The organism is Streptomyces sp. 1331.2 (assembly GCF_900199205.1).
In the GTDB taxonomy this organism is placed as follows: Bacteria; Actinomycetota; Actinomycetes; order Streptomycetales; family Streptomycetaceae; genus Kitasatospora.
In genome coordinates, this window is the sequence record NZ_OBMJ01000001.1 from 2,916,569 (window position 1) to 2,941,454 (window position 24,886).

Here is a 24,886-nt window from a genome sequence, read left to right on the forward strand (position 1 = left end):
CTCCGCAACGGGTCGTCCGCACGGCCCTCGCAACAGAACAGCTCACCGACCACAACAGCTCACCGACCACACCGAATCCAGGACAGGCAGCCGTGCGCGACCAGCTCAAGACCGAGGCGGAGCAGCCGCCCGCCGTCCCGGGCCAGCGCCGCCAGGTCCCGGCCCGGGCGCACGCACCGGCGAAGCCGCCGACCGTACGGCCGGAGCGCGTCGACGTGGCGGACCGGCTCGCCTACCTCGACTCGGCGACCCGGCGGATCAACAGCGCCCTCGACCTGGCCGCGACGCTGCGCAACATCGGCCGGGTGCTGGTCCCGGCGCTGGCCGACGCCGCCGTGATCCACCTGCGGGACCCGCTGCCCAACGTCGAACGCGAGCCCGGCTTCCCGGAGGAGCTGCGGATCCACCACAGCACCGGCACCCGGATCGGCCGCCGCGGCCGCCCGGGCGGCTTCGACGACCGGCGACGCTCCCGCTACGGCGCCCGCTCGACCGCCGACAGCGGCCCGGCCACCCCGGTGACCCGCGGCGGGGCGCTCGCGCACGCCCTGCTGAGCCGCCGCCCCGCCGAGGCGGCCGTCCTCGGCACCCCCGCCGCCGAGCGCACCGAGGTGCTGCTGCGCGAGCTGTACGGCACCCGCGGGGTGGCCCGGCTGGCCCCCGGCACCTCCGTCCTCGCCCTGCCGCTGCGCGGCCGCAAGGCCGTCCTCGGGCTGCTGGTGCTGATCCGCCGCCCTCCTGAACGCAGCGGCCGCCCGGTCTTCGACGCCGCGGACACCGCGACCGCCGCGCACCTCGCCACCCAGGCCGGGCTGGCCGTGGACACCGCCCTGCGGTACGCCCGCGAGTGGGAGATAGCCAACGAACTCCAGCGCAGCATGCTGCCGTTGCGCCTGCCCCAGCCGCACGGCGTCCGGCTCGCCCAGCGCTACCTGCCCGGTGAGCGCGGCGCCCAGGTCGGCGGCGACTGGTACGACGCCGTCCCGCTGCCCGGCAACCGGGTCGCCCTGATCGTCGGCGACGTGATGGGCCACTCGCTCACCTCGGCCGCCATCATGGGCCAACTGCGCACCAGCGCCCAGACCTTGGCCGCCCTCGACCTGCCGCCGCACGAGGTGCTCTACCACCTGGACGAGCAGGCCCAGCGGCTCGGGCGCGAACAGCACCTGGCCACCTGCGTGTACGCGGTCTACGACCCGATCGCCAACCGGGTGGTGCTGGCCAACGCCGGGCACGTCCCGCCGGTACTGGTCGGCCCGGACGGGACGGCCGAGCTGGTGGAGCTGGACTCCGGGGCGCCGATCGGGGTCGGCGGGGTGGACTTCAACTCGGTGGAGCTGCCGGCGCCGCCCGGCTCGGCGCTGCTGCTGTTCACCGACGGGCTGGTGGAGACCCGCAGCCGCCCGATCAGCGACGGACTGGAAGTGCTGCGCGCCCGGATCGCCGCCGCCCGCTGGCAGTCCCCCGAGCAGCTGTGCCAGGAGGCGCTGCGGATCCTGCCGCCCGGCGACCGCGGCGACGACATCGCCCTGCTCGGCGCCTGCTTCGACGGCATCCCGGCCGGGGACGTCGCGCACTGGTACCTGCAGCCGCGCAACGAGACGCCGGGCCGGGCCCGCCGGCTGGCCGCGCACACGCTGCGCCGCTGGGGGCTGGACGAACTCATCGAGTCCACCGAGCTGATGGTCAGCGAGCTGGTGACCAACGCCGTCCAGCACGCGACCCGGCCGATCACCCTCAGCCTGGTGCGCACGACCCGGCTGCGCTGCGAGGTCGGCGACGACAGCCCGCTGCTGCCGCGCCCGCGCCGTACCGGGCCGGAGGACGAACGCGGGCGCGGGCTGCAGATAGTGGCCCGGTGCGCGGAGCGCTGGGGAGCGACCCGACTGGGCACCGGCAAGGTGGTCTGGTTCGAGCAGCGGCTGCCCGTCGTCAGCTGAGGGGGAGCGCCCACCGACAGCCGGGCAGGCGCCCGGCGGAACGAGTGCCACCGGACGCCCAGCGGGGGTCAGACCGCGACCGGCTCCTTGGCGGGTTCCTCCTCCAACCGCGCGATCAGCTGCTCGCCCTCCATGTCCACCTTCGGCACGACCTTCTCCAGCGGCTTCGGGAACCACCAGGCCGCCTTGCCGAACAGCGCCATCGCGGCCGGCACCAGCGCCATCCGCACCACGAAGGCGTCCACCAGCACGCCCACCGCGAGGGCGAAGCCGATCGGCTGGACGATCGGGTCGTGGCCGAAGACGAAGGCGCCGAACACCGAGACCATGATCAGTGCGGCCGCCGTCACCACCCGGGCACCGCCCTTGACCCCGCCCACGACCGCCTCGCGCGGCGCCTTGCCGTGCACGTACTGCTCCTTCATCCCGGAGACCAGGAACAGCTCGTAGTCCATCGCCAGCCCGAACAGCACCCCGATCAGCAGGATCGGCACGAAGCTGACCACCGGGCCGACCTTCGGCACGTCGATCAGGCCGTCCAGCCAGCCCCACTGGTAGACCGCGACCACTGCGCCGAGCGAGGCCCCGATGCTGAGCAGGAAGCCCAGCACCGCCTTGAGCGGCACCAGCACCGAGCGGAACGCCAGCGCGAGCAGCACCAGTGCGATGCCGACGATCACCGCGACGAACGGCGGCAGGGCCTGGCCGAGCTTGGCGGAGACGTCGATGTTGGCGGCCGTAGTGCCGGTGACGGCGATGTCGGCGCCGGTCGCCGCCTTCAACTCCGCGCGCTGGTCGCGGATCTCGTCGACCAGCGCCCTGGTGTCCGGGTGGTCCGGGCCGGTCTGCGGGATGACCGGCACCAGGGCGGTCCGGCCGGCCTCGTCGACCTGCGGCGGCAGCAGCGTCCGGACGCCCTTCAGGGTCTGCAGCTTGCCGGCCACGCCCTGCACCGCCTGCGCGGGCAGCGGCGCGCCGTGGGCGTCCACGACGACCACCAGCGGCGCGTTGAAGCCCGGCCCGAAACCGTCGCTGACCAGGTCGTACGCCGTGCGCGCGTCCGTCCCGACGGCCTGCGAGCCGCCGCCCGGCAGGCCGAGGTCCAGGCTCGCCGCGGGCACCGCCAGGGTGCCGAGGCCGGCCAGGCCGACGAGCAGGACGGGCAGCGGGCGGCGGACCACGAAGCGCGCCCAGCGCTCACCCATGGTGGTCCTGCCGCTGGTGCGCAGCGCCCGCTTCCAGACCGGCAGCCGGTCGATGGCGCGGCCGACGAAGCCCAGCACCGCGGGCAGCAGCGTGATCGCGACCAGGACGGCCACCACGACGGCGCCGGAGGCGGCCAGGCCCATCACGGTGAGGAACGGGACGCCCGCGACGGCGAGCCCGGCGAGGGCGACGACCACGGTCAGGCCGGCGAAGACGACGGCGCTGCCGGCGGTGGCGGTGGCCCGGGCGGCCGCCTCCTCCGGCTCCAGGCCCTCGTCCAGGTGGCGACGGTGGCGGAACAGGATGAACAGCGCGTAGTCGATGCCGACGGCGAGGCCGACCATCAGGGCCAGCACCGGCGCGGTGGTGATGATCTGGAACGAGCCGGTGAGCGCCAGCAGTCCGGCCATCGACACGCCGACGCCGACCAGTGCGGTCAGCAGCGGCAGCCCGGCCGCGACCAGCGTGCCCAGGGTGATCACCAGCACCACCCCGGCCACCAGCAGGCCGATCGACTCGGAGCCGCCTTCGATCTGGGCGAACCTGTTGTAGGCGTCGCCGCCGAAGGCCACGTCCACCCCGGCCGCCCGGGCCGGTTCGGCGGCCGCCTTGACCGCCTCGCGCTGCTGGTCGGTGACCTCGGCGAGCTTGTGGTCGAAGGAGACCAGGGCGATCGCGACCCGCTGGTCCGGCGAGACCGCACCGGTGGCGTACGGGTCGGGCACCGCGGCCACGCCGGGGACGTGGGCGATCCGGCCGACGGCCTCGCCGACCGCCTTGGCCGCCTCGGGTGAGGCGATTCCGCCGGGGCCGCCGGCGGCGAAGACGACCTGGGCGGAGCCGTGGCCCTGCGCCGGGAAGGTGTCCTTGATCCGGTCCAGGGTCGCCTGCGCCTCGGTACCGGGCACCTTGAACTCGTCGCTGGTCTTGCCGGCGAAGGCGCCCGCGGCCCCGCCGATCGCGATCAGCACGGCGATCCAGACGGCCAGGACGGCACGCCGCCGGCGGAAGCAGTAGCGGCCCAGTCGGTACAGGTACGTGGCCATGGGGCGGTCCTCGGGGTCGGTCAGGGATGCGGTCGTGGAGTCGGTCGGCTGTCGATCGGATGTCGGCCGACTGTCAGTCGGGGCGGGTCGCGTTCCACCGTACGCTCAAGTTTGTCGGGTGACAAAGTTGGTCGACCGAATCACTCGACAAGATCGACCGACCGGATCGCTCGACACGGTTCCCCGACCGTGGCGATACCCTGGCTGGATGGCTCATGTCCCCGCCTCCGAACGCCGCCCGCAACTGGTCCAGGCCGCACTCGACCTGATGGCCAGGGAGGGGGTCGCGGCCGGCAGCACCCGCGCGATCGCGGCCGAGCTGGGCGTGGCCCAGGCGACGGTGCACTACACCTTCGGCACCAAGAAGGACCTCTACCGGGCCGTGGTGGAGCAGCTGACCGCCGAGGCCATCGGCCAGGTGCGCGCCGCCTCCCCCGGCGACGGCCCCTTCGGGGAACAGGTCCGCACCCTGGTGCATGCGCTCTGGGACGCCACCACCGGCGAGGAGGGGCGCTGCGTGCTGCTCAGCGAGTTCGGGGTGCTGGCGATGCGCGACCCGGACGTGCAGGAGATCATGCTCGGGCTCCAGCGCGAGATCGAGGGCACCGCCGCCGAGATGCTCACCGCCCTCGCGGCCACCCACGGACTGGCCCTGGCCCTGCCCGCCCGCGAGATCGCCGTCCACTTCCTCAGCGGCTTCGACGGACTGACGGTCCGCCACCTCTCCCTACGCGGCACCGGCGACCGGCCCGAGGCGGACACCCTGCGGGCGCTGGACCTGCTGGTCGCGACGACGGTCGGGCTCTGTCTGGGCGCCCCGGCCACCCGCCCCGAGGCGGGCTGGCACGGGGAGCCGGCCCGGGCCTGAGCCCTGCCGGGCCCGAGTCCCAACCCCGTCCGGTCAGGACCCCACGATCCGGACCGGCAGCTCCGCCAGCACCTCGCGCAGCGCGCCCGCGAAGCGCTCGTACTCGGCGCCGCGGGCCGAGCCCGGGCGGACGGCCAGTCCGATCCGACGGCCGGGCGCCGGATCGGCGAAGCGGACGGCGGCCAGCCGGTCGGCGCGCCCGGCCTCGACGTCCAGCGCGGTGGCGGGCAGCAGGGTCACCCCCAGCCCGCCGGCGACCAGCTGGACCAGGGTGGACAGTCCGGCCGCCCGGGTGGTCGAGCCCGCCGGGTCGGTGCCGACCTCGCGGCAGATGTCCAGCGCCTGGTCGCGCAGGCAGTGGCCCTCCTCCAGCAGCAGCACGTCCAGGTCGAGCAGCACGTCGCGCGGCACGTCGATCCGCCCGGCGAGCGGATGGTCGGGCGGCGTGACCAGCACGAAGTCCTCGTCGAACAGCGGGATGTCCACGGTCGGCGCGGACCCGCCGGCCGGCAGCGCCAGCAGCAGGACGTCCAGGCGCCCGGCGGCCAGCCCCTCCAGCAGCGAGGGGGTGCGCTCCTCGTGGACGTGCAGCTCCAGCTCCGGGAAGCGGTCGCGGACCAGCCGCAGCACGGTGGGCAGCAGGTAGGGCGCGACGGTCGGGATGACGCCGAGGTGCAGCGGCCCGGTGAACGGGCGGCGGGCGGCCTCGACCTCCTCGGTCAGGGCCTGCAGGGAGGCGAGCACCCGGCGGGCGTGCTGGTGCACGCGCTCCCCCAGAGGGGTGACAATCACCTTGCGCGTCGTACGCTCGACCAGCTGTGCGCCCAGCGAGTCCTCCAGCGCCGCGACGGCTCCGGAGAGCGCCGGCTGGCTGGTCCCGCTGGCGGCGGCGGCCTCCCGAAAGTGCCGGTGTTCGGCCACCGCGACGAAGGCCCGCAGCTGGGCGACGGTCGGGGTGCGCGGACTGCGTGTGGCACTCGGCGTGGAACTCGTCGTGGAACCCGGTGTGGCACTCGCCACAGTCAGGTCGTTCCTGGCGGCGGCGGCCTTGCGGGAGCGCGGCCGCGACGTGGGAAATTCAGTACTGATAGCTATCTCCGATCAGATACATCCAGTCTAGCTATTTCTCCGATCAGTCCACGATGTGGAATTGTGCTGGGTGTCCGGAATCCGGACAAAGCTCCCCTCATCTCACTTCAGGAGAAGCGCACGTGCTCACGATCGGTGACAAGTTCCCCGAGTTCGACCTCAAGGCCTGTGTCGACCTGGAGGCGGCGAGCGCCTTCGCTGACATCAACCACAAGTCCTACGAGGGCAAGTGGAAGATCGTCTTCTTCTGGCCGATGGACTTCACCTTCGTCTGCCCGACCGAGATCGCCGCGTTCGGCAAGCTGAACGACGAGTTCGCCGACCGCGACGCCCAGATCCTCGGCGTCTCCGGCGACTCCGAGTTCGTGCACCACGCCTGGCGCAAGGACCACAAGGACCTGCGCGACCTGCCCTTCCCGATGCTGGCCGACGTCAAGCACGACCTGATGCGCGCCTGCGGCGTCGAGGCCGAGGACGGCACCGCCCAGCGCGCCGTCTTCATCGTCGACCCGAACAACGAGATCCAGTTCGTCATGGTCACCGCCGGCTCCGTCGGCCGTAACCCCAAGGAGGTCCTGCGGGTGCTGGACGCCCTGCAGACCGACGAGCTGTGCCCGTGCAACTGGACCAAGGGCGAGGACACCCTCGACGCCCAGGCCCTGCTGGCGGGCTGACCCATGGCCCTCGACGACCTGAAGGCCGCCCTCCCGGACTACGCCAAGGACCTCAAGCTCAACCTGGGCTCGGTCATCGGCAACTCCGACCTCCCCGCCCAGCAGCTCTGGGGCACCGTGCTGTCCTGCGCGATGGCCACCCGCAGCCCCGGTCTGCTGCGCGAGCTGGAGCCCGAGGCCAAGGCCAACCTCTCCCCCGAGGCGTACACCGCCGCCAAGGGCGCGGCCGCGATCATGGGGATGAACAACGTCTACTACCGGACGCTGCACCTGCTCTCCGACAAGGAGTACAGCACGATGCGGGCCGGTCTGCGGATGAACATCATCGGCACCCCGGGCGTCGAGAAGGTCGACTTCGAGCTCTGGTGCTTCGCGGTCTCGGCCATCAACGGCTGCGGCCAGTGCCTCGACTCGCACGAGGCCGTCCTGCGCAAGGCCGGCGTCGAGCGCGAGGCCGTGCAGGCCTCGATGAAGATCGCCGCCGTCCTGCAGGCCGTGGCCGGCGTCCTCGACTCCGAGGCCGCCCTGGCCGCCGTCACCGCCTGACGCACCCGGCACCACCCCCGACGGTCCCCCTCCAGCCCAGGAGGGGGACCGTCGGCGTTTTCCCGCCCCCGGCGCGCTCAACTCCGCTACTGTGCAAGGCGATCCGTGCACGATGCAGGTCCGGAGGAGAACCCGGATGTCCGACCACCCGGAGAACGGCGGAGGCTTCCAGGTCGCCCCGAACGAACTCCAGCAGACCGCGAGCACCGCCATCGAGACGGCGGGCGAGCTCCCCGGAGACCTCAAGGCGCTGGCCGAGACCACGCACCAGTCCACGGCCGGACTCACCGGACTCCGCTGCGGCGCCGCCCTCGACGCCTGTACCGGCGCCTGGCACACCCTGCTGACCGACCTGCACACCACCCTGGCGCGGCAGGGCCAGGGCCTCGTCGACAGCGGCCTCGGCTACGCGAGCGCCGACCAGCGGATCGACTCGGCGTTCGGACCGGACACCCGCACCGACGCCCCGACCGCACAGCAGCAGCAGAACTTCGTCCTGCACTTCGGTTAGGGGCCGACCGGATGGACCTCGCCACCCTGCGCGACACCGACCTCACCCACCTGTACGCCGCGGCCGACGCCTACGACACGGCCCACCGCGCGGTGGGCCGGCTCCAGGAGCGTTGGCGCGACGGCGTCGACGGCCGCATCGCCGACTCCGGCTGGTCGGGGCCCTCCGCCGACCTGGCCCGCCCGGCGCTGCACCGCAGCACCGGCGAACTGAAGGCCGCCCGGACCGAGCTCCGGCAGATCGGACGGTCGATCCGGGTCGGCGCCGACGCGTTGGTCCTCGCCCAGTCCGCGCTGCGCAAGGCGCTGGCCGACGTCCGGACGGAAGGGATGTCCGTCGACGAGCGCGGCTCCGTCTCCTGGCCGGCCGGCAGCCACGCCGACCGGGACGACACCGAGTACGAGCGGAGCTGCGAGCGCACCGCCCGGCAGTTGGCCGGCCGCATCGCGACCGCGCTGACCGAGGCCGAGGCCGTCGACCAGGCCCTCTCCGCCCGGCTCCGGCACTACACCGGACGGGCCCGCGACGGCAGCGGGCTCGACCCGGTCACGGCCACCACCGACCGGCTCGACCCCGGCCTCCTCCCGGAGAACCTGCTGCTCGGCGGCGTGCCCGGGGAGGACGCCGCACCCGCCGAGGTCAACGCCTGGTGGACCGCACTACCCGCCGACAGACAGCAGTGGCTGATCGAGGAACACCCCGACCTGGTCGGCAACCGCGACGGCATCCCCGCCCTCGCCCGGGACCGGGCCAACCGGATCCTCCTGCCGAGGCTCATCGCCGCGTACGAGAAGGGCGGCCCCGATCCGTACGGCGACCTCAAGCTCGCCGGGTTCCGGAGCATCGCCCGGCGCCTGCGGGACACGGACGGAACGGAGCCACCCGTCCTCCTGCTCGGCATCGGAGCGAAGGGGCAGGGCCGCGGCATCCTCTCCTTCGGCGATCCCGACACCGCCGACGACGTCACCTCGCTGGTCGGCGGCCTGGACACCAGGCTGCAACGCATCGGCGGCGGTGACGCGGACCGGGCGAAGGCCGTGTACGACGCGGCCAGGCGCGCCGACCCCACGCGCAGCACGGCGTCCATCGCCTGGCTGGGCTACGAAGCGCCGCTCGCCTTCGTGGAAGCCGGCGATCCGAGCCGCGCCCGGGGCGGCGTCGACGCCTACCGCAGGTTCCTCGAAGGGCAGCGCGTCACCCACCAGGGCACGCCGGCCCACGTCACGGCCCAGGGGCACAGCTTCGGCTCCCTCCTGGTCGGCCTCGCCGCGCAGAAGCCGGCCGGAATCGCGGCCGACGACGTCATCCTCGTCGGCAGCCCCGGTACCGGGGCCTCCCACGCCTCGGAGTTCTCGGTCGGGGCCGACCACACCTATGTCGGCGCCGCCTCCTGGGACCACATCTCCCACCTCGGCTGGTACACCGCGGACCCGGCCGGGGCCGACTTCGGCGCCCGCCGCTTCGCCGTGGACGGCGGGTCTCCCGACTTCACCGCGCACTCGGCCTACTGGGACGACGGCCCGCACGACGACCGCACCTCGGTCGACAACATCGGACGGATCGTCAGCGGCCAGGGCAGCCGGATCACCGGGGCGGCCGGGCGCCGCGACTGACACCGGCCCCGGTCGACGCGGCGGCCCACCCGCGCCGTCCGCCCTCCGCTATTCCGCGGCCGAGGAGGCCTGAGCGGCCTGAGCGGCCGGAGCCGACGGATCAACCTGGCCCGCCGAGTGGCCGGCCGCCGTGCGCTCGGCCGCTTCGCGGGCGGCCTCCAGCGCTGTGAAGACGGCCTGGCCGGCCTCGTTGCGGCGGCGCAGGTGGGTGATCACGGTGTTGGTGACGGCGATCAGCGGGACGGCGACGACCGCACCGCCGATGCCGCCGATGATGCCGCCGGCCGCGACGCCGAGGACCACGCCCAGCGGGTGCACCCGGACGGCCCGGCCGAGGATCAGCGGCTGCAGGATGTGGCTCTCGACCTGCATCACCGCGACCAACACCACCAGCACCATCAGCGCCGTCCACGGCCCCTGGGTGACCAGCGCGATCAGCACCGCGACGGTGCCGGTGACCAGCGCGCCGACCAGCGGGACGAAGGCGCCCAGGAAGATGATCACGGCCAGCGGCATCGCCAGCGGCACCCCGAGCAGGTCGATGCCGATCCCGATGCAGACCGCGTCGATGAAGGCCACGCAGACGGTGCCGCGCACGTACGCGGTGAGCGTGGCCCAGGCCTTCGGGCCGGCGCCGGCCATCGCGAAGCGGGAGTGCCGGGGCAGCCCGCGCAGCGCCCAGTTCCAGATCCGCTCGCCGTCGTAGAGGAAGAAGAAGGTGGTGAAGAAGGTCATCAGCACCGCGGTCAGGATCTCGACGGCGATCTGCGCGCCGGTGATCGAGGCCGAGGTCAGCTGGTCGGTGTTGGTGGTGATCGCCTTGGTGATCTGGTTGGCGAAGTCGGTGATCTGCTGCTGGGTCAGGTGCAGCGGTCCGGTGACCAGCCAGTCCTTCAGCTGGTTCACACCGGTCTTGACCTGGTTGGTGACGTCGGTCAGGTTGGTGGTCACCTGCCAGACCACGAACCAGCCGACCAGCCCGATTCCGGCCAGGCCGCTCAGGAACACCCCGCCCGCCGCCAGCGAGCGCGGCGCCCGGTGCCGGCGCAGCCAGGACACCGAGGGCTCCAGCAGCGCGGTGATCAGCAGCGAGGCCAGCACCGAGAAGGCGACCAGCCGCAGCATGTCGACCACGTAGAAGACGACGTAGAGCGCGGCGCCGAGCAGCAGCAGCCGCCAGGTCGACTCGGCGGCCACCCGAAGCCCCCACGGCACCGCCTCGGCGGGGGTGGCGGGCCGCCCGGGGTGGTACTCCCGCCCGAGCCCCGGGTGCGCGGCGGGGACCGCGGGTACGGCCGGGGCGTGCGCGGCGGGCGCGGGGGCCCCGGCGGAGACGGGAGCCGCGGCCGCCGGGGAGCCGGTCGGTGCCACCGGCGCCGGACCCGGGTCGGTCCGCGGGACCGGGACCGGGCCGGGTGCCTCGGCGAGTGCCGGCACGTGCCCGTCGGCGAGCAGGGGGACGGCGAGTTCGTGCGGGTCGGCCGCCATCGCGGCACGCCGGCGCCGTTCGATCACGGCGGCCGCGCTCGCCACCACGGCCATGCCCTTGGCCACGGCCTTGAAGGCCTTTCCGCCCCGCGCCATCCTCGCTACCACCGCTCCCCGGCCCGACCCGCCGTGCCCGGCGGTACGCCGCGGGCTCCTGCCGCGGCCGTCAGGGATGACGCTACCCGGCGGGGGTGCGGGGAGTCCGACCGCCGGTGGGTTCGGCTCGAACAACCCACCTCGGGAAATGGGACAAATAGCAATGATCCCTATGGTTTCGGACGTACCTCGCAGGGGAGGACTCGGGACGAGACCCCGAGCCCTCTCCGGAGTCGCCGCCCGAGTCGTCTCCGGAGTCACCCCCAGAGCCATCCGCCGGCGGACCGGCCGGTGCGGGAAGCATCCAGGACCCCTTCCTGCGCCCCGCGTCCGCAACCGGGGCCGCACCGCCCGAGAGCGCACTGGTCAGCGCAGCCCGGGCGGCGCGGGCCCACCCCGCCGAACGTCGGCCCGAACGAAGCCGAGCGACGCCCCGTGCGACACCCCGAACGGCGGCCGAAGCGGCGCCCCGAGCACCCCGGCACCCCGAGCGCCCCGGGAAGCACGACGGCCCCCGGCCCACCCGCCCGAGAGGGGCGAGCGGCCGGGGGCCGTGCGCGGAGTGCGCCGCCGGAGCGGCACCCGCTCCTAGTACCAGTTGTGGGCCTGCCAGAACGACCACGCGCCACAGGGGCTGCCGTAGCGGCTGTTCATGTAGCTGAGGCCCCACTTGATCTGGGTGGCCGGGTTGGTGCGCCAGTCGGCGCCCGCGGAGGCCATCTTGCTTCCGGGCAGCGCCTGGACCAGGCCGTACGCGCCGGAGCTCTTGTTGGTCGCCGTGTAGTCCCAGCCGCTCTCGCGCTTCACGATCTGGCTGAAGCACTGGAACTGGGCGTCGCTGCCGACGATCTGCCGGGCGAGGTCCTGGACGGAACCGGGGCTGACCGAGACGGGCGGGGTGCTGTCGTCGACCGCGGTCATCGCCGAACGGGCCTTGGACCGGTTGGCGGCCTCGGTGGCCTTGCGCGCGTCATCGGCAGCCTTGGCGTCGGCGTCGGCCTTGGCCTGGGCGTCGGCCTTCGCCTGGGCGTCCGCGGCGGCCTTCTGGCGCGCGGCCTCCTCGGCGGCCTTCTGCTCGGCGGCGGCCTTGGCGGCAGCGTCGGCCGAGGCCTGCTGCGCGGTCGCCTGCTGACCGATGTTGTCGCTGACGACCTGCGCCTGGGCGCCGGAGGGGACTTCTGCAAGCAGGGTCGCGCCGGCGACGTCGACCGTCTGCGTCGTCTTGCCCTCGCTGCCCGAGGCCATGCCCACGACGGCACCGACAGCGGTGACGGCGGTGGCGGAGGCCACGGCGACTCCCCGGACCGAGATCCGAGTCACATGGATTCCTTCCAGCATCGCCCACGCGTGACCGTGCGGGCGCAACATGCCCCTTGGCACGGACCTCCGCACGGTGCTCTGGTCACGGGAGGTGCTGGCCCGGCGTCCGGCCGAGGTGAGGCGACCGGGCGTTGGAATCGGGCGGCGTACGGCTCATCGGTTTTCAATTGTGCGTCCACCGACGGGAGTTGGCGGACCTTCCGGGCCTGACTTCCGGGGTCCGGAAGCCCTGCCGCGCCGTACGCGGGGCCTGACAGAACCCTCACCATGCCGCACCGGGCACTGTCGACGCAATTCCCGCCCGCGTGGCGCATGTCACATTCACCGCACGGGAGTTCTCCGGACAGAAAGCACTCGATGTGATGAAACGGGTGGGGCCCGCTCCGTCAGGAACGGGCCCCAGGTCACGAGTTGACCGCATTGTCCGACTATGTCCCGGTCAGGGACGGATCACGGGTGGATGTCCTCCAGCATCTCCGTGACCAGCGCCGCGATCGGCGAACGCTCCGAGCGCGTGAGCGTGATGTGCGCGAACAGCGGATGCCCCTTCAGCTTCTCCACCACCGCCACCACACCGTCGTAGCGGCCCACCCGGAGGTTGTCCCGCTGCGCCACGTCGTGGGTGAGCACCACCCGCGATCCCTGGCCGATCCGGGAGAGCACCGTCAGCAGGACGTTCCGCTCCAGCGACTGCGCCTCGTCCACGATCACGAAGGCGTCGTGCAGCGAGCGCCCCCGGATGTGGGTCAGCGGCAGCACCTCCAGCATCCCCCGGGAGATGACCTCCTCGATCACGTCCGGCGTGGTGACGGCCGAGAGGGTGTCGAAGACCGCCTGCGCCCAGGGGCCCATCTTCTCCGCCTCGGAGCCCGGCAGGTAGCCGAGCTCCTGTCCGCCGACCGCGTACAGCGGCCGGAAGACCATCACCTTGCGGTGCTGCCTCCGCTCCAGCACCGCCTCCAGACCCGCGCACAGCGCCAGCGCCGACTTGCCCGTACCGGCCCGGCCGCCCATCGAGACGATGCCGATGTCCGGGTCGAGCAGCAGGTCCAGCGCCACCCGCTGCTCGGCGCTGCGCCCGCGCAGGCCGAACGCCTCGCGCTCGCCGCGCACCAGCCGGACCCGCCCGTCGCCGGTGACCCGCCCGAGTGCTCGGCCGCGCTCCGAGCTGAGCACCAGTCCGGTGTGGACCGGCAGCTCGTCCGCCCCCTCGACCTCCACCGCGGCCTCGTGGCCGGCCGCGAACAGCGCGTCCACCCGGTCGGCGGCGACGTGCAGTTCGGACATGCCCGTCCAGCCGGAGGTGATCGCGAGCTCCGCCCGGTACTCCTCGGCGAGCAGGCCCACCGAGCTGGCCTTGATCCGCAGCGGGAGGTCCTTGGACACGACGGTGACGTCGTACCCCTCGGCCTGCAGGTTGCGGGCGACCGCCAGGATCCGGGTGTCCGCCTCGCCACCGGCGCGGTAGCCGGCCGGCAGTATCGACACGTCGGAGTGGTTGAGCTCGACCCGGATGGTGCCGCCGAGCTCGCCGACCGGGATCGGCTCGTCGAGCCGGCCGTACCGGATGCGGTAGTCGTCGAGCAGGCGCAGCGCCTGGCGGGCGAAGTAGCCCAGCTCCGGGTGGTGCCGCTTGGCCTCCAGCTCGGTGACCACCACCACCGGGAGGACGACCTCGTGCTCCTCGAATCGGGTCATGGCGAGCGGGTCCGCCAGGAGCACGCTGGTGTCGAGAACGTACGTGCGCCGGTCTGGTGTCCGGCGGCTCTTGGAACTGACCACTAGGCCTCCAGAGCGGATGACCCTGCGTCATCCGCGGCAAGCCGGCCCCCGCTGCCCCGGTGGCCTCGGGGCCGGTCTGATCGGAGTATTCCCAGGCGGGGGGCGGTGCATTCGCGCTCCCGGAGAACTGACGGATCATTGCCGGTGAACGTTTGGCCTCGCGGGGGCTCCGGGTACTCCAGCCCTACGGCGGTCACTTCACCGGCTCGGCCGGTCCCGGGGTCCGCGGAATGCAGGGTCCTACAGGCCCAGGCGCCGGTTCCGCTGCTCGAAGGCGCGCAGGGCGCGCAGGAAGTCGACCTTGCGGAAGGCCGGCCAGTACGCCTCGCAGAAGTAGAACTCGCTGTGCGCGCTCTGCCAGAGCAGGAAGCCGGAGAGCCGCTGCTCGCCCGAGGTGCGGATGATCAGGTCCGGGTCGGGCTGGTTGCGGGTGTAGAGGTGCTCGGCGATGTGCTCGACGGTGAGGATCTCGGCCAGCTCCTCGATCGAGGTGCCGCGGCCGGCCTGCTCCTGGAGCAGCGAGCGGACGGCGTCGGCGATCTCGTGCCGGCCGCCGTAGCCGACGGCGACGTTGACGGTGATGCCGTCGATGTCGGCGGTCTCCTCGGCCGCGCGCTTGAGCACGTCGGCGGTGTGCTGCGGGAGCAGGTCCAGCGCGCCGACCGGGTGGACCTTCCAGCGGCGGGCGGCGGCCAGGCCGGTGACGGCGTCCTCGATGATGCCGAGCAGCGGGACGAGCTCGTCGGCCGGGCGGTCCAGGTTGTCGGTGGAGAGCATCCAGAGGGTGACGACCTTGACGTGGGTCTCGTCGCACCAGCCGAGGAACTCGCTGATCTTGTCGGCGCCGCGCTGGTGTCCGTACGCGGTGGAGCCGCCGGCGGCCTTGGCCCAGCGGCGGTTGCCGTCCAGGATCACGCCGATGTGGTGCGGGGTGCGGGCGAGGTGGACCTCGACCCGGCGGCCGTAGAGCCCGTACATCCCGCCCAGCAGGGTGCGCAGCCCCGGCGTCCGTTCGGCGACATCGCGCAGACCCATGGTTCCCGGACCCCTCCGTGCTCGTTCAGCTGGTGCGTCACCACCCCGGCGCAGCCTACTCCGGCGCGCAGGCGCACGGTAAAGCAGCAGGTAGCGGTCTGGTCACGGTCCTGTACGAAGTCTGTCGCGACGGGCGTGTCGGGGGTCGCAGGGGCGCCGCCCGGCGGCCGGACGGGGAGTCGGCGGGGCGGACACGGGAGTCGGCGGTGCGGACACGGAACGGTCTCCGAATCCTTAACGGAACCGTAAGCCGTTCGTCCGATGCTTGACGACCAGCAATGGTCTAGTCCAGCTTTTGATCCGGGACGGAACGATTCTCTCCGGTCCCACCCCCACCGGCTTCTCACGGACCTCCCCTCCCCCACACGCGGCCGCCGCGCCCCCCACCGCGGCGGCCGCTCCTTCCCCAGGAGCGTCGCCCCATGGCCCGTACGCTGAACCAGCCCTCCCACAAGCGCCGGCGCAGCCCCCTCCCGGCCGTCGCGGCCGGGGCCACCGCCCTCGCCCTGGCCGGCACCGGCCTCGCCCTCTTCGCCGGCGGCGCCGACGCGGCGGTCGGCAACCTCGTCACCAACGGCGGCTTCGACGGCGGGCTGGGCGGCTGGAGCTGTACCGGCGCCGCGGCCGCCGTCTCCTCGCCGGTCCACTCCGGCACCGGCGCGCTGCAGGCCACCCCGGGCGCCGGCGACACCGCCGAGTGCTCCCAGACCATCAGCGTGCTGCCCAACACCAGCTACACGCTGAGCGCGTGGGTCCAGGGCCCGTACGTCTACCTCGGTGCGCGCGGCACCGGCGGCACCGACCCGTCCACCTGGTCGAACCAGACCGGCTGGAACCAGCTGTCCACCACCTTCACCACCGGGGCGAACGCCACCAGCGTCACCGTCTACCTGCACGGCTGGTACGGCCAGGGCGCCTACCTCGCCGACGACGTCGCACTGATCGGGCCCGGCGGCACCGGCACCCCGTCGCCCACCGCGACGGCCACCGCGACCCCGACGGCGACGCCCACCACGACGCCCACCCAGACCGCGACGCCGACCCCCACGGCCACCCCGACCTCCACCACCCCGCCGGCCACCGGCCTGCCCGCGCACGTGGTCACCGGCTACTGGCAGAACTTCGACAACGGCTCGACCCCGCAGCGGCTGAGCGACGTCCAGAGCGCGTACGACATCATCGCGGTCTCCTTCGCCGACGCCGTGCCGACCCAGACCGGCGCAATCAGCTTCACCCTGGACCCGGGCCTGTCCAAGGCCCTCGGCGGCTACACCGACGCCCAGTTCCGCGCCGACATCAAGGCCAAGCAGGCGGCCGGCAAGAAGGTCGTCCTCTCCATCGGCGGCCAGAACGGCGCGATCACCGTCGGGGACGCCACGGCCGGCGCCAACTTCGCCAACAGCGCCTACGCGATCATCAAGGACTACGGCTTCGACGGCGTCGACGTCGACCTGGAGAACGGCGTCCAGGCCGGTCCGCTCGGCGACGCGCTGCACGCCCTGCAGGCCAAGGTCGGCTCCGGCTTCGTGCTGACCATGGCGCCCGAGACCATCGGGATGTACAGCACCGCCGGCGCCTACTTCCAACTGGCGCTGAAGACCAAGGACATCCTGACCGTCGTCAACACCCAGTTCTACAACTCGGGCGGAATGAACGGCTGCGACGGCAAGGTCTACAACCAGGGCACCGTCGACTTCATCACCTCGCAGGTCTGCACCCACATCCAGGGCGGTCTGCGGCCCGACCAGGTCGGCATCGGCGTGCCGGCCTCGGCCAAGGCGGCGGGAGGCGGTTACGTCTCGCCGACCGTGGTGAACAACGCGCTGGACTGCCTGGCCACCGGCACCAACTGCGGCAGCTTCGTCCCGCCGGCCAAGTGGCCCACCATCCGCGGCGCGATGACCTGGTCGACCAACTGGGACGCCAACAACGGCAACGCGTTCTCCAACGCGGTCGGCCCGTTCGTCCACAAGATGCCCTGAGGCCTCAACCCCCTTCGGCGCGCCGCTCCTTGAGGGTGGGGCCCGCGCGCCGACGGCGGGGCGCGTCGTACCGCCTCCGGCACGACGGGCCCCGTCCGCCGTTGCGCACGTCCGCCGCTGCGACTGCCCGCCGTTGCCTGCGTCCGCCGCTGCGACTGCCCGCCGTTGCGCCCGCCCGCTACCTCGCCAGCACCGCGGTGAGCGCCCCGAGCAGCAGGAACGGGCCCACCGGGACGTCGAGTCCGCGCACCGGGCGCCGGCGGAGCAGGGCGGCGGCGGCCCGCAGCACCGCCCACAGCCCGGCGAGCACCACCGCGGCGAACAGCCCGCCGAGCACCACCGACCAGCCGTACCAGCCCAGCAGTCCGCCCAGCGCGCCCCCGAGCGGGGAGTCCCCGGGCCCCAACGCCCGGGCCCAGACGGCAAGTTCGAGCACCGCCCCGACCGCCAGCGCGGCCAGCAGGCAGCGCAGCAGCACCCCGGGGCGCCCCTCGGCCAGCGCCGCCACCGCCAGCAGTGCGGCCACACCGGCGAGCAGCGAGAGGTTCAGCCGGTGCGGCAGCCGGCGCACCCGCCCGTCCACGAAGCCGAGCGCCACCCCGAGCGCGCCCGCCCAGCCCAGCGCCCCGGCGACCGACCCGTCCGCCGCGTACGCCACCCCGGCCGCGACCGCCGCCGCGACCGCCTCCACCGTCCCGGCGCCCGCGCCCAGCCGCCCCCGGCAGCCCGGACAGCGCCCGCTCGGCGGCAGCAGCCGCACCGCACGCCCGCACAACGGGCAGGCCCCGCACCAGGGTTCGCCCTCGGGCACGGCGAAGTAGGCGATCAGCCCGCGCAACGGCGGAGCCGCCAGGAGACCGACCAGCACCGCCGCGGCCACGACCGGTACCACCGGCACACCCCCTCCTCGATCCGACGCACCGGCCACATCCTCCCGCGCCCGGCCCGCCCGCCGGTGTGCCGTCCGTCTCGTTCCGCACACCATCGAGCCCGCATTCCTCGTGTACAGGAGCATTCCGGACATCCGGCCGCCGGTTTGAAAGGCAGCCGAATGCCCCCGCCTGCCGATCGAAGGGGGCTGCTCCGGGCGCTTTCACCCGCGCCGCAGGACACCCGACGCGGGGCCCGTCGTACCCCTAAAGTAGGCAGGCATGCAGGTCATCCAGTCCAGCAAGCTCGCCAACGTCTGCTACGACATCCGCGGCCCGGTGTTGGAGGAGGCGATGCGGCTGGAGGAACAGGGCCACCGCATCCTCAAGCTCAACACCGGCAACCCGGCCACCTTCGGCTTCGACGCGCCCCCGGAGATCCTCCAGGACATCCTGCGCAACCTCGCGAGCGCGCACGGGTACGGCGACTCCAAGGGCCTGCTCTCCGCCCGCCGCGCGGTGGTCATGCACTACGAGGACCGCGGGCTGCACGGCCTCTCCGTCGACGACGTCTTCCTCGGCAACGGCGTCTCCGAACTGATCCAGCTGGCGATGACCGCCCTGCTGGACGACGGCGACGAGGTGCTCGTCCCGGCCCCGGACTACCCGCTGTGGACCGCCTCGGTCTCGCTGGCCGGCGGCACCGCGGTGCACTACCGCTGCGACGAGCAGTCCGAGTGGTACCCGGACCTCGCCGACATCGAGGCCAAGGTCACCGACCGGACCAGGGCCATCGTGGTGATCAACCCGAACAACCCGACCGGCGCGGTCTACCCGCGCCCGGTACTGGAGGGCATCGTCGAGATCGCCCGCCGGCACAAGCTGGTGATCTACGCCGACGAGATCTACGACAAGATCCTCTACGACGACGCCGAGCACGTCCCGCTGGCCACCCTCGCCCCGGACCTCTTCTGCGTCACCTTCAACGGACTGTCCAAGGCGTACCGCGTCGCGGGCTTCCGCTCCGGCTGGATGGTGCTGTCCGGCGACCGGCAGCGGGCCCGCAGCTACATCGAGGGCCTGACCGTGCTCGCCTCGATGCGGCTGTGCGCCAACATGCCCGCCCAGCACGCGGTGGCCGCGGCGCTCGGCGGCCGGCAGTCGATCCGCGACCTGGTGCTGCCCGGCGGCCGGCTGCTCGCCTCCCGCGACGCCGCGTACGAGCTGCTGAACCAGATCCCGGGCGTCAGCTGCGTCAAGCCCAAGGGCGCGCTGTACGCGTTCCCGCGGCTGGACCCCAAGGTCCACAAGATCAAGGACGACGCGCAGATGGTCCTCGACCTGCTGCGCTCCCAGCGCATCCTGTTGGTCCAGGGCACCGGCTTCAACTGGCCCGAGCCGGACCACTTCCGGCTGGTCACCCTGCCGCGCGCCGAGGAGATCACCGACGCCGTGACCCGCATCGGCGAGTTCCTGGGGGCTACGCGCAGCCGTGACCCCTCCCCGGGGTGCAGCACGACGGCATTCCACGGGGTGAAGCACTACGGCCGGAGTCCCGGTCCGGACGATCTCCTTGGTCGGGGAAAGATCGTCCGGCGGAACTCCGGCCGTCCTGTCGCTCGGCGGGGCGCTCGGTTCGTGCCGCGCGACCGCCTCTCGCTCGCTGAGGCTCAGGCTCAGCCGAGGCGCGCGACCAGGCTCCGGTACTCGTCCCACAGCTCCTTCGGGGTGTGGTCCCCGAAGGTCTCCAGGTGGGCCGGCACGAGGGCGGCCTCCTGGCGCCAGATGTCGGCGTCCACGGTGAAGAGCAGGTCGAGGTCCTCCTGGGACAGCTTCAGGTCGCCGAGGTCGAAGCCGTCGACGGTCGGCAGCACGCCGATCGGGGTCTCGACGCCCTCGCCGGTGCCCTCCAGGCGCTCGACGATCCACTTGAGCACGCGGCTGTTCTCGCCGTAGCCGGGCCAGACGAACTTGCCCTCGGCGTTCTTGCGGAACCAGTTGACGTAGTAGATCTTCGGCAGCTTGGCGGCGTCCGCCTGGGCGCCGACCTTCAGCCAGTGGGCGAAGTAGTCGCCCATGTTGTAGCCGCAGAACGGCAGCATCGCGAACGGGTCGCGGCGCAGCTCGCCGACGGTGCCCTCGGCGGCGGCGGTCTTCTCGGAGGCGATGTTGGCGCCGAGGAAGACACCGTGCTGCCAGTCGAAGGACTCGGTCACCAGCGGGACGGCGGTGGCGCGGCGGCCGCCGAACAGGATCGCCGAGATCGGCACGCCCGCCGGGTCCTCCCACTCGGGGGCGATGGTCGGGCACTGCGCGGCCGGGACGGCGAAGCGGGCGTTCGGGTGGGCGGCGGGGGTGCCGGACTCGGGGGTCCAGTCGTTGCCGCGCCAGTCGGTCAGGTGCGCCGGGGGCTCCTCGGTGAGGCCCTCCCACCACACGTCGCCGTCGTCGGTGAGCGCGACGTTGGTGAAGACCGTGTTGCCCCAGAGGGTTTCGATGGCGTTGGCGTTGGTGTCCACGCCGGTGCCGGGCGCGACGCCGAAGAAGCCGGCCTCAGGGTTGATGGCGTACAGGCGGCCGTCGGCGCCGAAGCGCATCCAGGCGATGTCGTCGCCGATCGTCTCGACCTTCCAGCCCGGGACGGTCGGCTGGAGCATGGCCAGGTTGGTCTTGCCGCAGGCCGACGGGAAGGCGGCCGCGACGTACTTGGCCTCGCCGGACGGCGGGGTGAGCTTCAGGATGAGCATGTGCTCGGCCAGCCAGCCCTCGTCGCGGGCCATGGTCGAGGCGATGCGCAGCGCGTAGCACTTCTTGCCGAGCAGGGCGTTGCCGCCGTAGCCCGAGCCGAAGGACCAGATCTCCTTGGTCTCCGGGAAGTGCGAGATGTACTTGGTGCTGTTGCACGGCCACGGCACGTCCGCCTCGCCCTCGGCGAGCGGGGCGCCGACGGTGTGGACGGCCTTGACGAAGTCGCCGTCCTCGCCGAGCTGGTCGAGCACGGCCTGGCCCATGCGGGTCATCACGCGCATCGACACGGCAACGTAGGCGGAGTCGGTGATCTCGACGCCGTATGCGGCCAGCGGGGAGCCGACCGGGCCCATCGAGAAGGGCACGACGTACATCGTGCGGCCCTTCATCGCGCCGCGGAACAGGCCCTGCTCGCCCTGGAAGACCTCGCGCATCTCGGCGGGGGCCTTCCAGTTGTTGGTCGGGCCGGCGTCCTTCTCCTGCTCGGAGCAGATGTAGGTGCGGTCCTCCACGCGTGCCACGTCCGTCGGGTCCGAGGCGGCGTAGTAGGAGTTGGGGCGCTTCTCCTCGTTGAGCTTCTTGAAGGTGCCCTGATCCACCAGCAGGTCCGCGAGGCGCTGGTACTCCTCGTCGGAACCGTCGCACCACTCGATGCGGTCCGGCTGGGTGAGCTCGGCGATCTCGCTCACCCAAGCGAGCAGCTGCTTGTGGCGGGTGGGCGCGGATGCGCTGAGAGCAGAGATCTCGTACGACACGATCGCTCCGTTTCACACCATCTCGGCGAGGAGATGGCGTCGCGGGGGTCTGAGGGTGCTTGCAGCGTAGCCCCGGGCTCAAGCCCGGAACGCGGCGAAGCGTCGAAATTGACGCATCTTTTACGACAGTAAGTATGATTACTGGCGGGTAATAGGCCGCCGACATCCGGGCCGGAGTGCGCGGCGCCACACTTCAAATGCTCCAAAACGTCCAAGAGTGATGAGCACCACTTCCGTACGCACCGGTAACCTACGGACCCGTAGGTAGCCGGTAGCATGCTGCGCATGACTGCTGCTGCGCTCGCCGAGAGCCTCGCGGACGGCCCCGCCGAGAACGACGGCCCTGCCGAGAACAGGGAGAGCAAGCCGAAGTGGCGCGGCTGGCTGCACGCCGCGATGTTCCCCGCCACGGTGGCCGCCGGGATCGTGCTGATCTGCCTGGCCGACTCCACGCCCGCCAAGATCGCCTGCGCGATCTACTCGGTCAGCGCCTGGCTGCTGTTCGGGGTCAGCGCGGTGTACCACCGCTTCACCTGGGGCCCGCGCGGCGACGCCGTGCTGCGCCGGCTGGACCACGCGAACATCTTCCTGATCATCGCGGGCACCTACACGCCGTTCACGTTGCTGCTGCTCAAGGGCGCGAACCAGCAGCTGCTGCTCTGGGCGGTCTGGGGCGGCGCGCTCGCCGGGATAGCGTTCCGGGTCTTCTGGGTCGGCGCGCCGCGCTGGCTGTACACACCGGTGTACCTCGCCCTGGGCTGGGCCGCCGCGTTCTTCCTGCCGGACTTCCTGCGCACCGGCGGCGTCGCCGTCCTGGTGCTGATGATCGTCGGCGGAGTGCTCTACAGCATCGGCGGCGTGGTGTACGGGCTCAAGCGACCCAACCCCTCACCGCGCTGGTTCGGCTTCCACGAGGTATTCCACGCCTTCACCCTCGGGGCGTTCATCGTCCAGTACGTCGGCGTCTCACTGGTGGCGTACAGCACGGCCGGCTGAACCCGGCGCACCACGACGGGCGGTCGAACGGTCCACGAACCGGGCGGCCGCCCGTTCGGCCGTCCAGGGACGCTCGTACGGCGCCCGGACCTGCGGGCGGCGCGGGTACGGCGAGCGGTCGCCCGCGCCGGGCTCCGGCTGCGGGGCGGAGTCGGGGCGCGCCTGCCGGGCGTCCAGCGCCTCGCGGGCCCGGCGGCAGCGCTCGCAGTGCGCGGCGTCCGGGATGCCCCGGCGCGGACGGTGCCCGGACCGGGTCGGACGGCCGTGCTGCGCACGCCAGCGGCGGCCGACGTACACCATCAGCAGCACGGTCTGGACTCCGGCGACCACCAGGACCAGCGGGGCGCCATTGATCAGATAGGCCGCGACCACGGCCAGCGCGGAGGCCACCACCACCACCGCGCCCCACACCTGGGCCTTCGCCTTGCTGTCGTGCGTGTCGTCCGTGTCGGCCACTTCGGCTCCCCTTTCCCGGTGCCGGGCTCGTGGTCGGCTCCTGCCGCCCCACCCCTTCTCCGCTCTCGGCACGCGTCGGCCAGCACTGACCGATTGCCACATGGTATCTACCGACAGTCACTCCCCGCCGCCTCCGGGCGGCGAACGACAGATCAACGTTGCGTCAATTCCTCGTGCGCAAACAGCACTTCCAGGACACATCACGGAGCGTAACAACTCGGGAGCGGTCCAGCGTATTGACGGCATCCATCTTTTGATAGTTACTCTCATTTGAGAGAGACTTTCGCTGGAGCCCTCCTGGAGGCCAACCATGCCCATCACCGGCACCGCCACCCGAGCCGCCGACCGGCGCAGCTGGCTCGCCCTGGTCGCCGTCGCGCTGAGCGTCCTGGTGATCAGCTTCGACATGACGATCCTCAACGTCGCCCTGCCCACCCTGGCCGCGCAGTTACCGGCCGACACCGGCCAACAGCAGTGGATCGTCGACGCCTACACCGTGGTCTTCGCCGCCGCGATGCTCCCCGCCGGACTGTTCGGCGACCGTTTCGGCCGCCGCCACACCCTCACCGTCGGCCTCGCCCTGTTCGGCCTCGCGTCCGCCGTCGGCATGCTCACCGGCTCCCCCACCACCCTGATCGCCGCCCGCGCCGGAATGGGCCTGGCCGGCGCACTGGTGATGCCGATGTCCCTGGCGGTGATCCCCGGCCTCTTCCCGCCCGCCGAACAGCGCCGCGCCACCGCCGTCCTGGCCGCCGCGCTCTCCGTCGGCGCCCCACTCGGGCCACTGATCGGCGGCCTCCTGCTCCGGCACTTCTGGTGGGGTTCGATCTTCGCGATCAACATCCCGCTCACCGCGATCGGCATCGTCGCCTGCGTCCTGCTGCTGCCGGAGAGCCGCAACCCGGCCGTGCCCCGGATCGACCTGCTCGCCACCGCCCTCGCCGCCACCGGACTGAGCGCGCTCACCTACGGCATCATCGAAGGCGCCGACCGGGGCTGGACCGACCCGCTGGTGCTCGCCACCCTGGCCGGCTCGCTGCTCGCACTCACCGTCCTGGTGCTGCGCAGCCGACGAGAGCGCGATCCGATGCTCGACCTCGCCCTGCTCGCCGACCCGACCTTCCGCTGGGCCTCCGTCGCGGCGACGCTGATCTCCTTCGTCATGTTCGGCGCCTTCTTCGTCCTGCCGCCCTACTTCCAGAGCGTGCTCGGCGCCGACGCGCTCGGCAGCGGGCTGCGGCTGATGCCGATGATGCTCGGGCTGATCGTCGCCGCCAGGCTCACCGACCCGCTGGTCGGCCGACTCGGCGCCCGTACGGTGATCGCCCTCGGCCTCGCCCTGCTCGCCGCCGCCCTGCTGGTCGGCAGCCGTACCGGCGTCGGCGACGGCTACGGGCGGGCCGCGGTCTGGCTCACCGTGCTCGGCGGCGGCATGGGGCTGGCGCTGATCACCGCCCAGGCCTGCGCGCTGGCCACCCTGCCCCAGGCCCGGGCCGGGGTCGGCTCCGGACTGCTGCAGACCTTGCGGCAGGTCGGCGGCGCGCTCGGCATCGCCGCCTTCGGCAGCCTGCTGTCCGGCGCGTACCGCGGCGCGCTGGACACCGGCGGGCTGCCGGCCGGGGCCGCGCAGCGGGCCGGGGAGTCGGTGATCGCCGCCGACGCCGTCGCCCGGGCCGGAAGCGGGGACGCGGCCGGGGGCGGAGCCGGGGACGCGACCGCCCTCAGCGCCTCCGCGCACGCCGCGTACACGCACGGCATGGGGCTGGTCCTGCTGGTCGCCGGCCTGGTCGCGGTGGTCTCGGCGGTGCTGGTCGCGGCCCGGATGCCGGGCGATCCCCAAACCGCCACCGGGGATCGCGGATAATC

The 24,886-nt window shown here is 72.8% G+C and carries 18 protein-coding genes and 1 pseudogene; 10 read left to right on the forward strand and 9 right to left on the reverse strand.

Features of this window, described 5'->3' with window-relative positions:
* Nucleotides 1-92 precede the first annotated feature (92 nt).
* Nucleotides 93-1,940, forward strand: coding sequence for an ATP-binding SpoIIE family protein phosphatase (locus tag CRP52_RS40460; RefSeq protein ID WP_179852770.1), 1,848 nt, complete (start codon nt 93-95; stop codon nt 1,938-1,940).
* 68 nt (nt 1,941-2,008) lie between these two features.
* Here the strand turns inward: CRP52_RS40460 and CRP52_RS12255 are convergent, their stop codons facing one another.
* Nucleotides 2,009-4,192 carry an MMPL family transporter gene (locus CRP52_RS12255; RefSeq protein WP_097236428.1) on the reverse strand — a complete coding sequence of 728 codons (2,184 nt, stop codon included), beginning with the start codon at nt 4,190-4,192 and terminating at the stop codon, nt 2,009-2,011.
* Between the two features lie 208 nt (nt 4,193-4,400).
* On the opposite strand from CRP52_RS12255, the gene CRP52_RS12260 reads away from it, so the two are divergent.
* A complete protein-coding gene (locus tag CRP52_RS12260) occupies nt 4,401-5,060 on the forward strand; it encodes a TetR/AcrR family transcriptional regulator (RefSeq protein ID WP_097236429.1) in 660 nt (219 codons plus the stop codon).
* A 33-nt stretch (nt 5,061-5,093) separates the two neighbouring features.
* Here the strand turns inward: CRP52_RS12260 and CRP52_RS12265 are convergent, their stop codons facing one another.
* Nucleotides 5,094-6,080, reverse strand: a complete 987-nt coding sequence (locus CRP52_RS12265; RefSeq protein WP_257032434.1) for a LysR substrate-binding domain-containing protein — start codon at nt 6,078-6,080, stop codon at nt 5,094-5,096.
* Nucleotides 6,081-6,271: 191 nt separating this feature from the next.
* Between CRP52_RS12265 and CRP52_RS12270 the strand changes: the two genes are divergently transcribed.
* The 4 genes from CRP52_RS12270 (at nt 6,272) to CRP52_RS12285 (ending at nt 9,493) form a co-directional block, all read left to right on the forward strand.
* Nucleotides 6,272-6,823, forward strand: a complete 552-nt coding sequence (locus CRP52_RS12270) for a peroxiredoxin (RefSeq protein ID WP_097236431.1) — start codon at nt 6,272-6,274, stop codon at nt 6,821-6,823.
* Between the two features lie 3 nt (nt 6,824-6,826).
* A complete protein-coding gene (locus CRP52_RS12275) occupies nt 6,827-7,369 on the forward strand; it encodes an alkyl hydroperoxide reductase (RefSeq protein ID WP_097236432.1) in 543 nt (180 codons plus the stop codon).
* 136 nt (nt 7,370-7,505) lie between these two features.
* Nucleotides 7,506-7,880, forward strand: coding sequence for a hypothetical protein (locus CRP52_RS12280; protein ID WP_097236433.1), 375 nt, complete (start codon nt 7,506-7,508; stop codon nt 7,878-7,880).
* Nucleotides 7,881-7,891: 11 nt separating this feature from the next.
* Nucleotides 7,892-9,493: an alpha/beta hydrolase gene (locus tag CRP52_RS12285; protein ID WP_097236434.1), complete on the forward strand. Its 1,602-nt coding sequence runs from the start codon at nt 7,892-7,894 to the stop codon at nt 9,491-9,493.
* A 48-nt stretch (nt 9,494-9,541) separates the two neighbouring features.
* Here the strand turns inward: CRP52_RS12285 and CRP52_RS12290 are convergent, their stop codons facing one another.
* The 4 genes from CRP52_RS12290 to CRP52_RS12305 all read right to left on the reverse strand — a co-directional run bounded on the left by CRP52_RS12290 (nt 9,542) and on the right by CRP52_RS12305 (nt 15,214).
* Nucleotides 9,542-11,077: an AI-2E family transporter gene (locus CRP52_RS12290; protein WP_097236435.1), complete on the reverse strand. Its 1,536-nt coding sequence runs from the start codon at nt 11,075-11,077 to the stop codon at nt 9,542-9,544.
* Nucleotides 11,078-11,665: 588 nt separating this feature from the next.
* Nucleotides 11,666-12,397 (reverse strand): transglycosylase SLT domain-containing protein, encoded by a 732-nt coding sequence (locus CRP52_RS12295; protein WP_097236436.1) that lies wholly within the window; start codon nt 12,395-12,397, stop codon nt 11,666-11,668.
* A 450-nt stretch (nt 12,398-12,847) separates the two neighbouring features.
* Nucleotides 12,848-14,179 carry a PhoH family protein gene (locus tag CRP52_RS12300; RefSeq protein ID WP_097236437.1) on the reverse strand — a complete coding sequence of 444 codons (1,332 nt, stop codon included), beginning with the start codon at nt 14,177-14,179 and terminating at the stop codon, nt 12,848-12,850.
* 240 nt (nt 14,180-14,419) lie between these two features.
* Nucleotides 14,420-15,214, reverse strand: coding sequence for an isoprenyl transferase (locus CRP52_RS12305; protein WP_179852772.1), 795 nt, complete (start codon nt 15,212-15,214; stop codon nt 14,420-14,422).
* Between the two features lie 422 nt (nt 15,215-15,636).
* Between CRP52_RS12305 and CRP52_RS12310 the strand changes: the two genes are divergently transcribed.
* Nucleotides 15,637-17,196, forward strand: a complete 1,560-nt coding sequence (locus CRP52_RS12310) for a chitinase (protein ID WP_097236438.1) — start codon at nt 15,637-15,639, stop codon at nt 17,194-17,196.
* A 178-nt stretch (nt 17,197-17,374) separates the two neighbouring features.
* Here the strand turns inward: CRP52_RS12310 and CRP52_RS12315 are convergent, their stop codons facing one another.
* Nucleotides 17,375-18,094 (reverse strand): prepilin peptidase, encoded by a 720-nt coding sequence (locus CRP52_RS12315; protein ID WP_097236439.1) that lies wholly within the window; start codon nt 18,092-18,094, stop codon nt 17,375-17,377.
* 253 nt (nt 18,095-18,347) lie between these two features.
* Here CRP52_RS12315 and CRP52_RS12320 point away from each other — a divergent pair.
* Nucleotides 18,348-19,561, forward strand: a pseudogene (locus CRP52_RS12320) (pyridoxal phosphate-dependent aminotransferase).
* Between the two features lie 180 nt (nt 19,562-19,741).
* On the opposite strand, the gene CRP52_RS12325 reads toward CRP52_RS12320, so the two are convergent.
* On the reverse strand, nt 19,742-21,568 hold the full coding sequence (locus tag CRP52_RS12325) for a phosphoenolpyruvate carboxykinase (GTP) (protein ID WP_097236440.1): 1,827 nt from the start codon (nt 21,566-21,568) through the stop codon (nt 19,742-19,744).
* A gap of 285 nt (nt 21,569-21,853) precedes the next feature.
* On the opposite strand from CRP52_RS12325, the gene trhA reads away from it, so the two are divergent.
* Nucleotides 21,854-22,564 (forward strand): PAQR family membrane homeostasis protein TrhA, encoded by a 711-nt coding sequence (gene trhA, locus CRP52_RS12330; protein ID WP_097240036.1) that lies wholly within the window; start codon nt 21,854-21,856, stop codon nt 22,562-22,564.
* On the opposite strand, the gene CRP52_RS12335 is transcribed toward trhA, so the two are convergent.
* Complete coding sequence (locus tag CRP52_RS12335; protein WP_097236441.1) at nt 22,535-23,020, reverse strand: hypothetical protein; 486 nt, start codon at nt 23,018-23,020, stop codon at nt 22,535-22,537. The genes trhA and CRP52_RS12335 overlap by 30 nt on opposite strands.
* A 310-nt stretch (nt 23,021-23,330) precedes the next feature.
* Here CRP52_RS12335 and CRP52_RS12340 point away from each other — a divergent pair, with 310 nt between their 5' ends.
* Nucleotides 23,331-24,884 carry an MFS transporter gene (locus CRP52_RS12340; RefSeq protein WP_097236442.1) on the forward strand — a complete coding sequence of 518 codons (1,554 nt, stop codon included), beginning with the start codon at nt 23,331-23,333 and terminating at the stop codon, nt 24,882-24,884.
* Nucleotides 24,885-24,886: the final 2 nt, after the last annotated feature.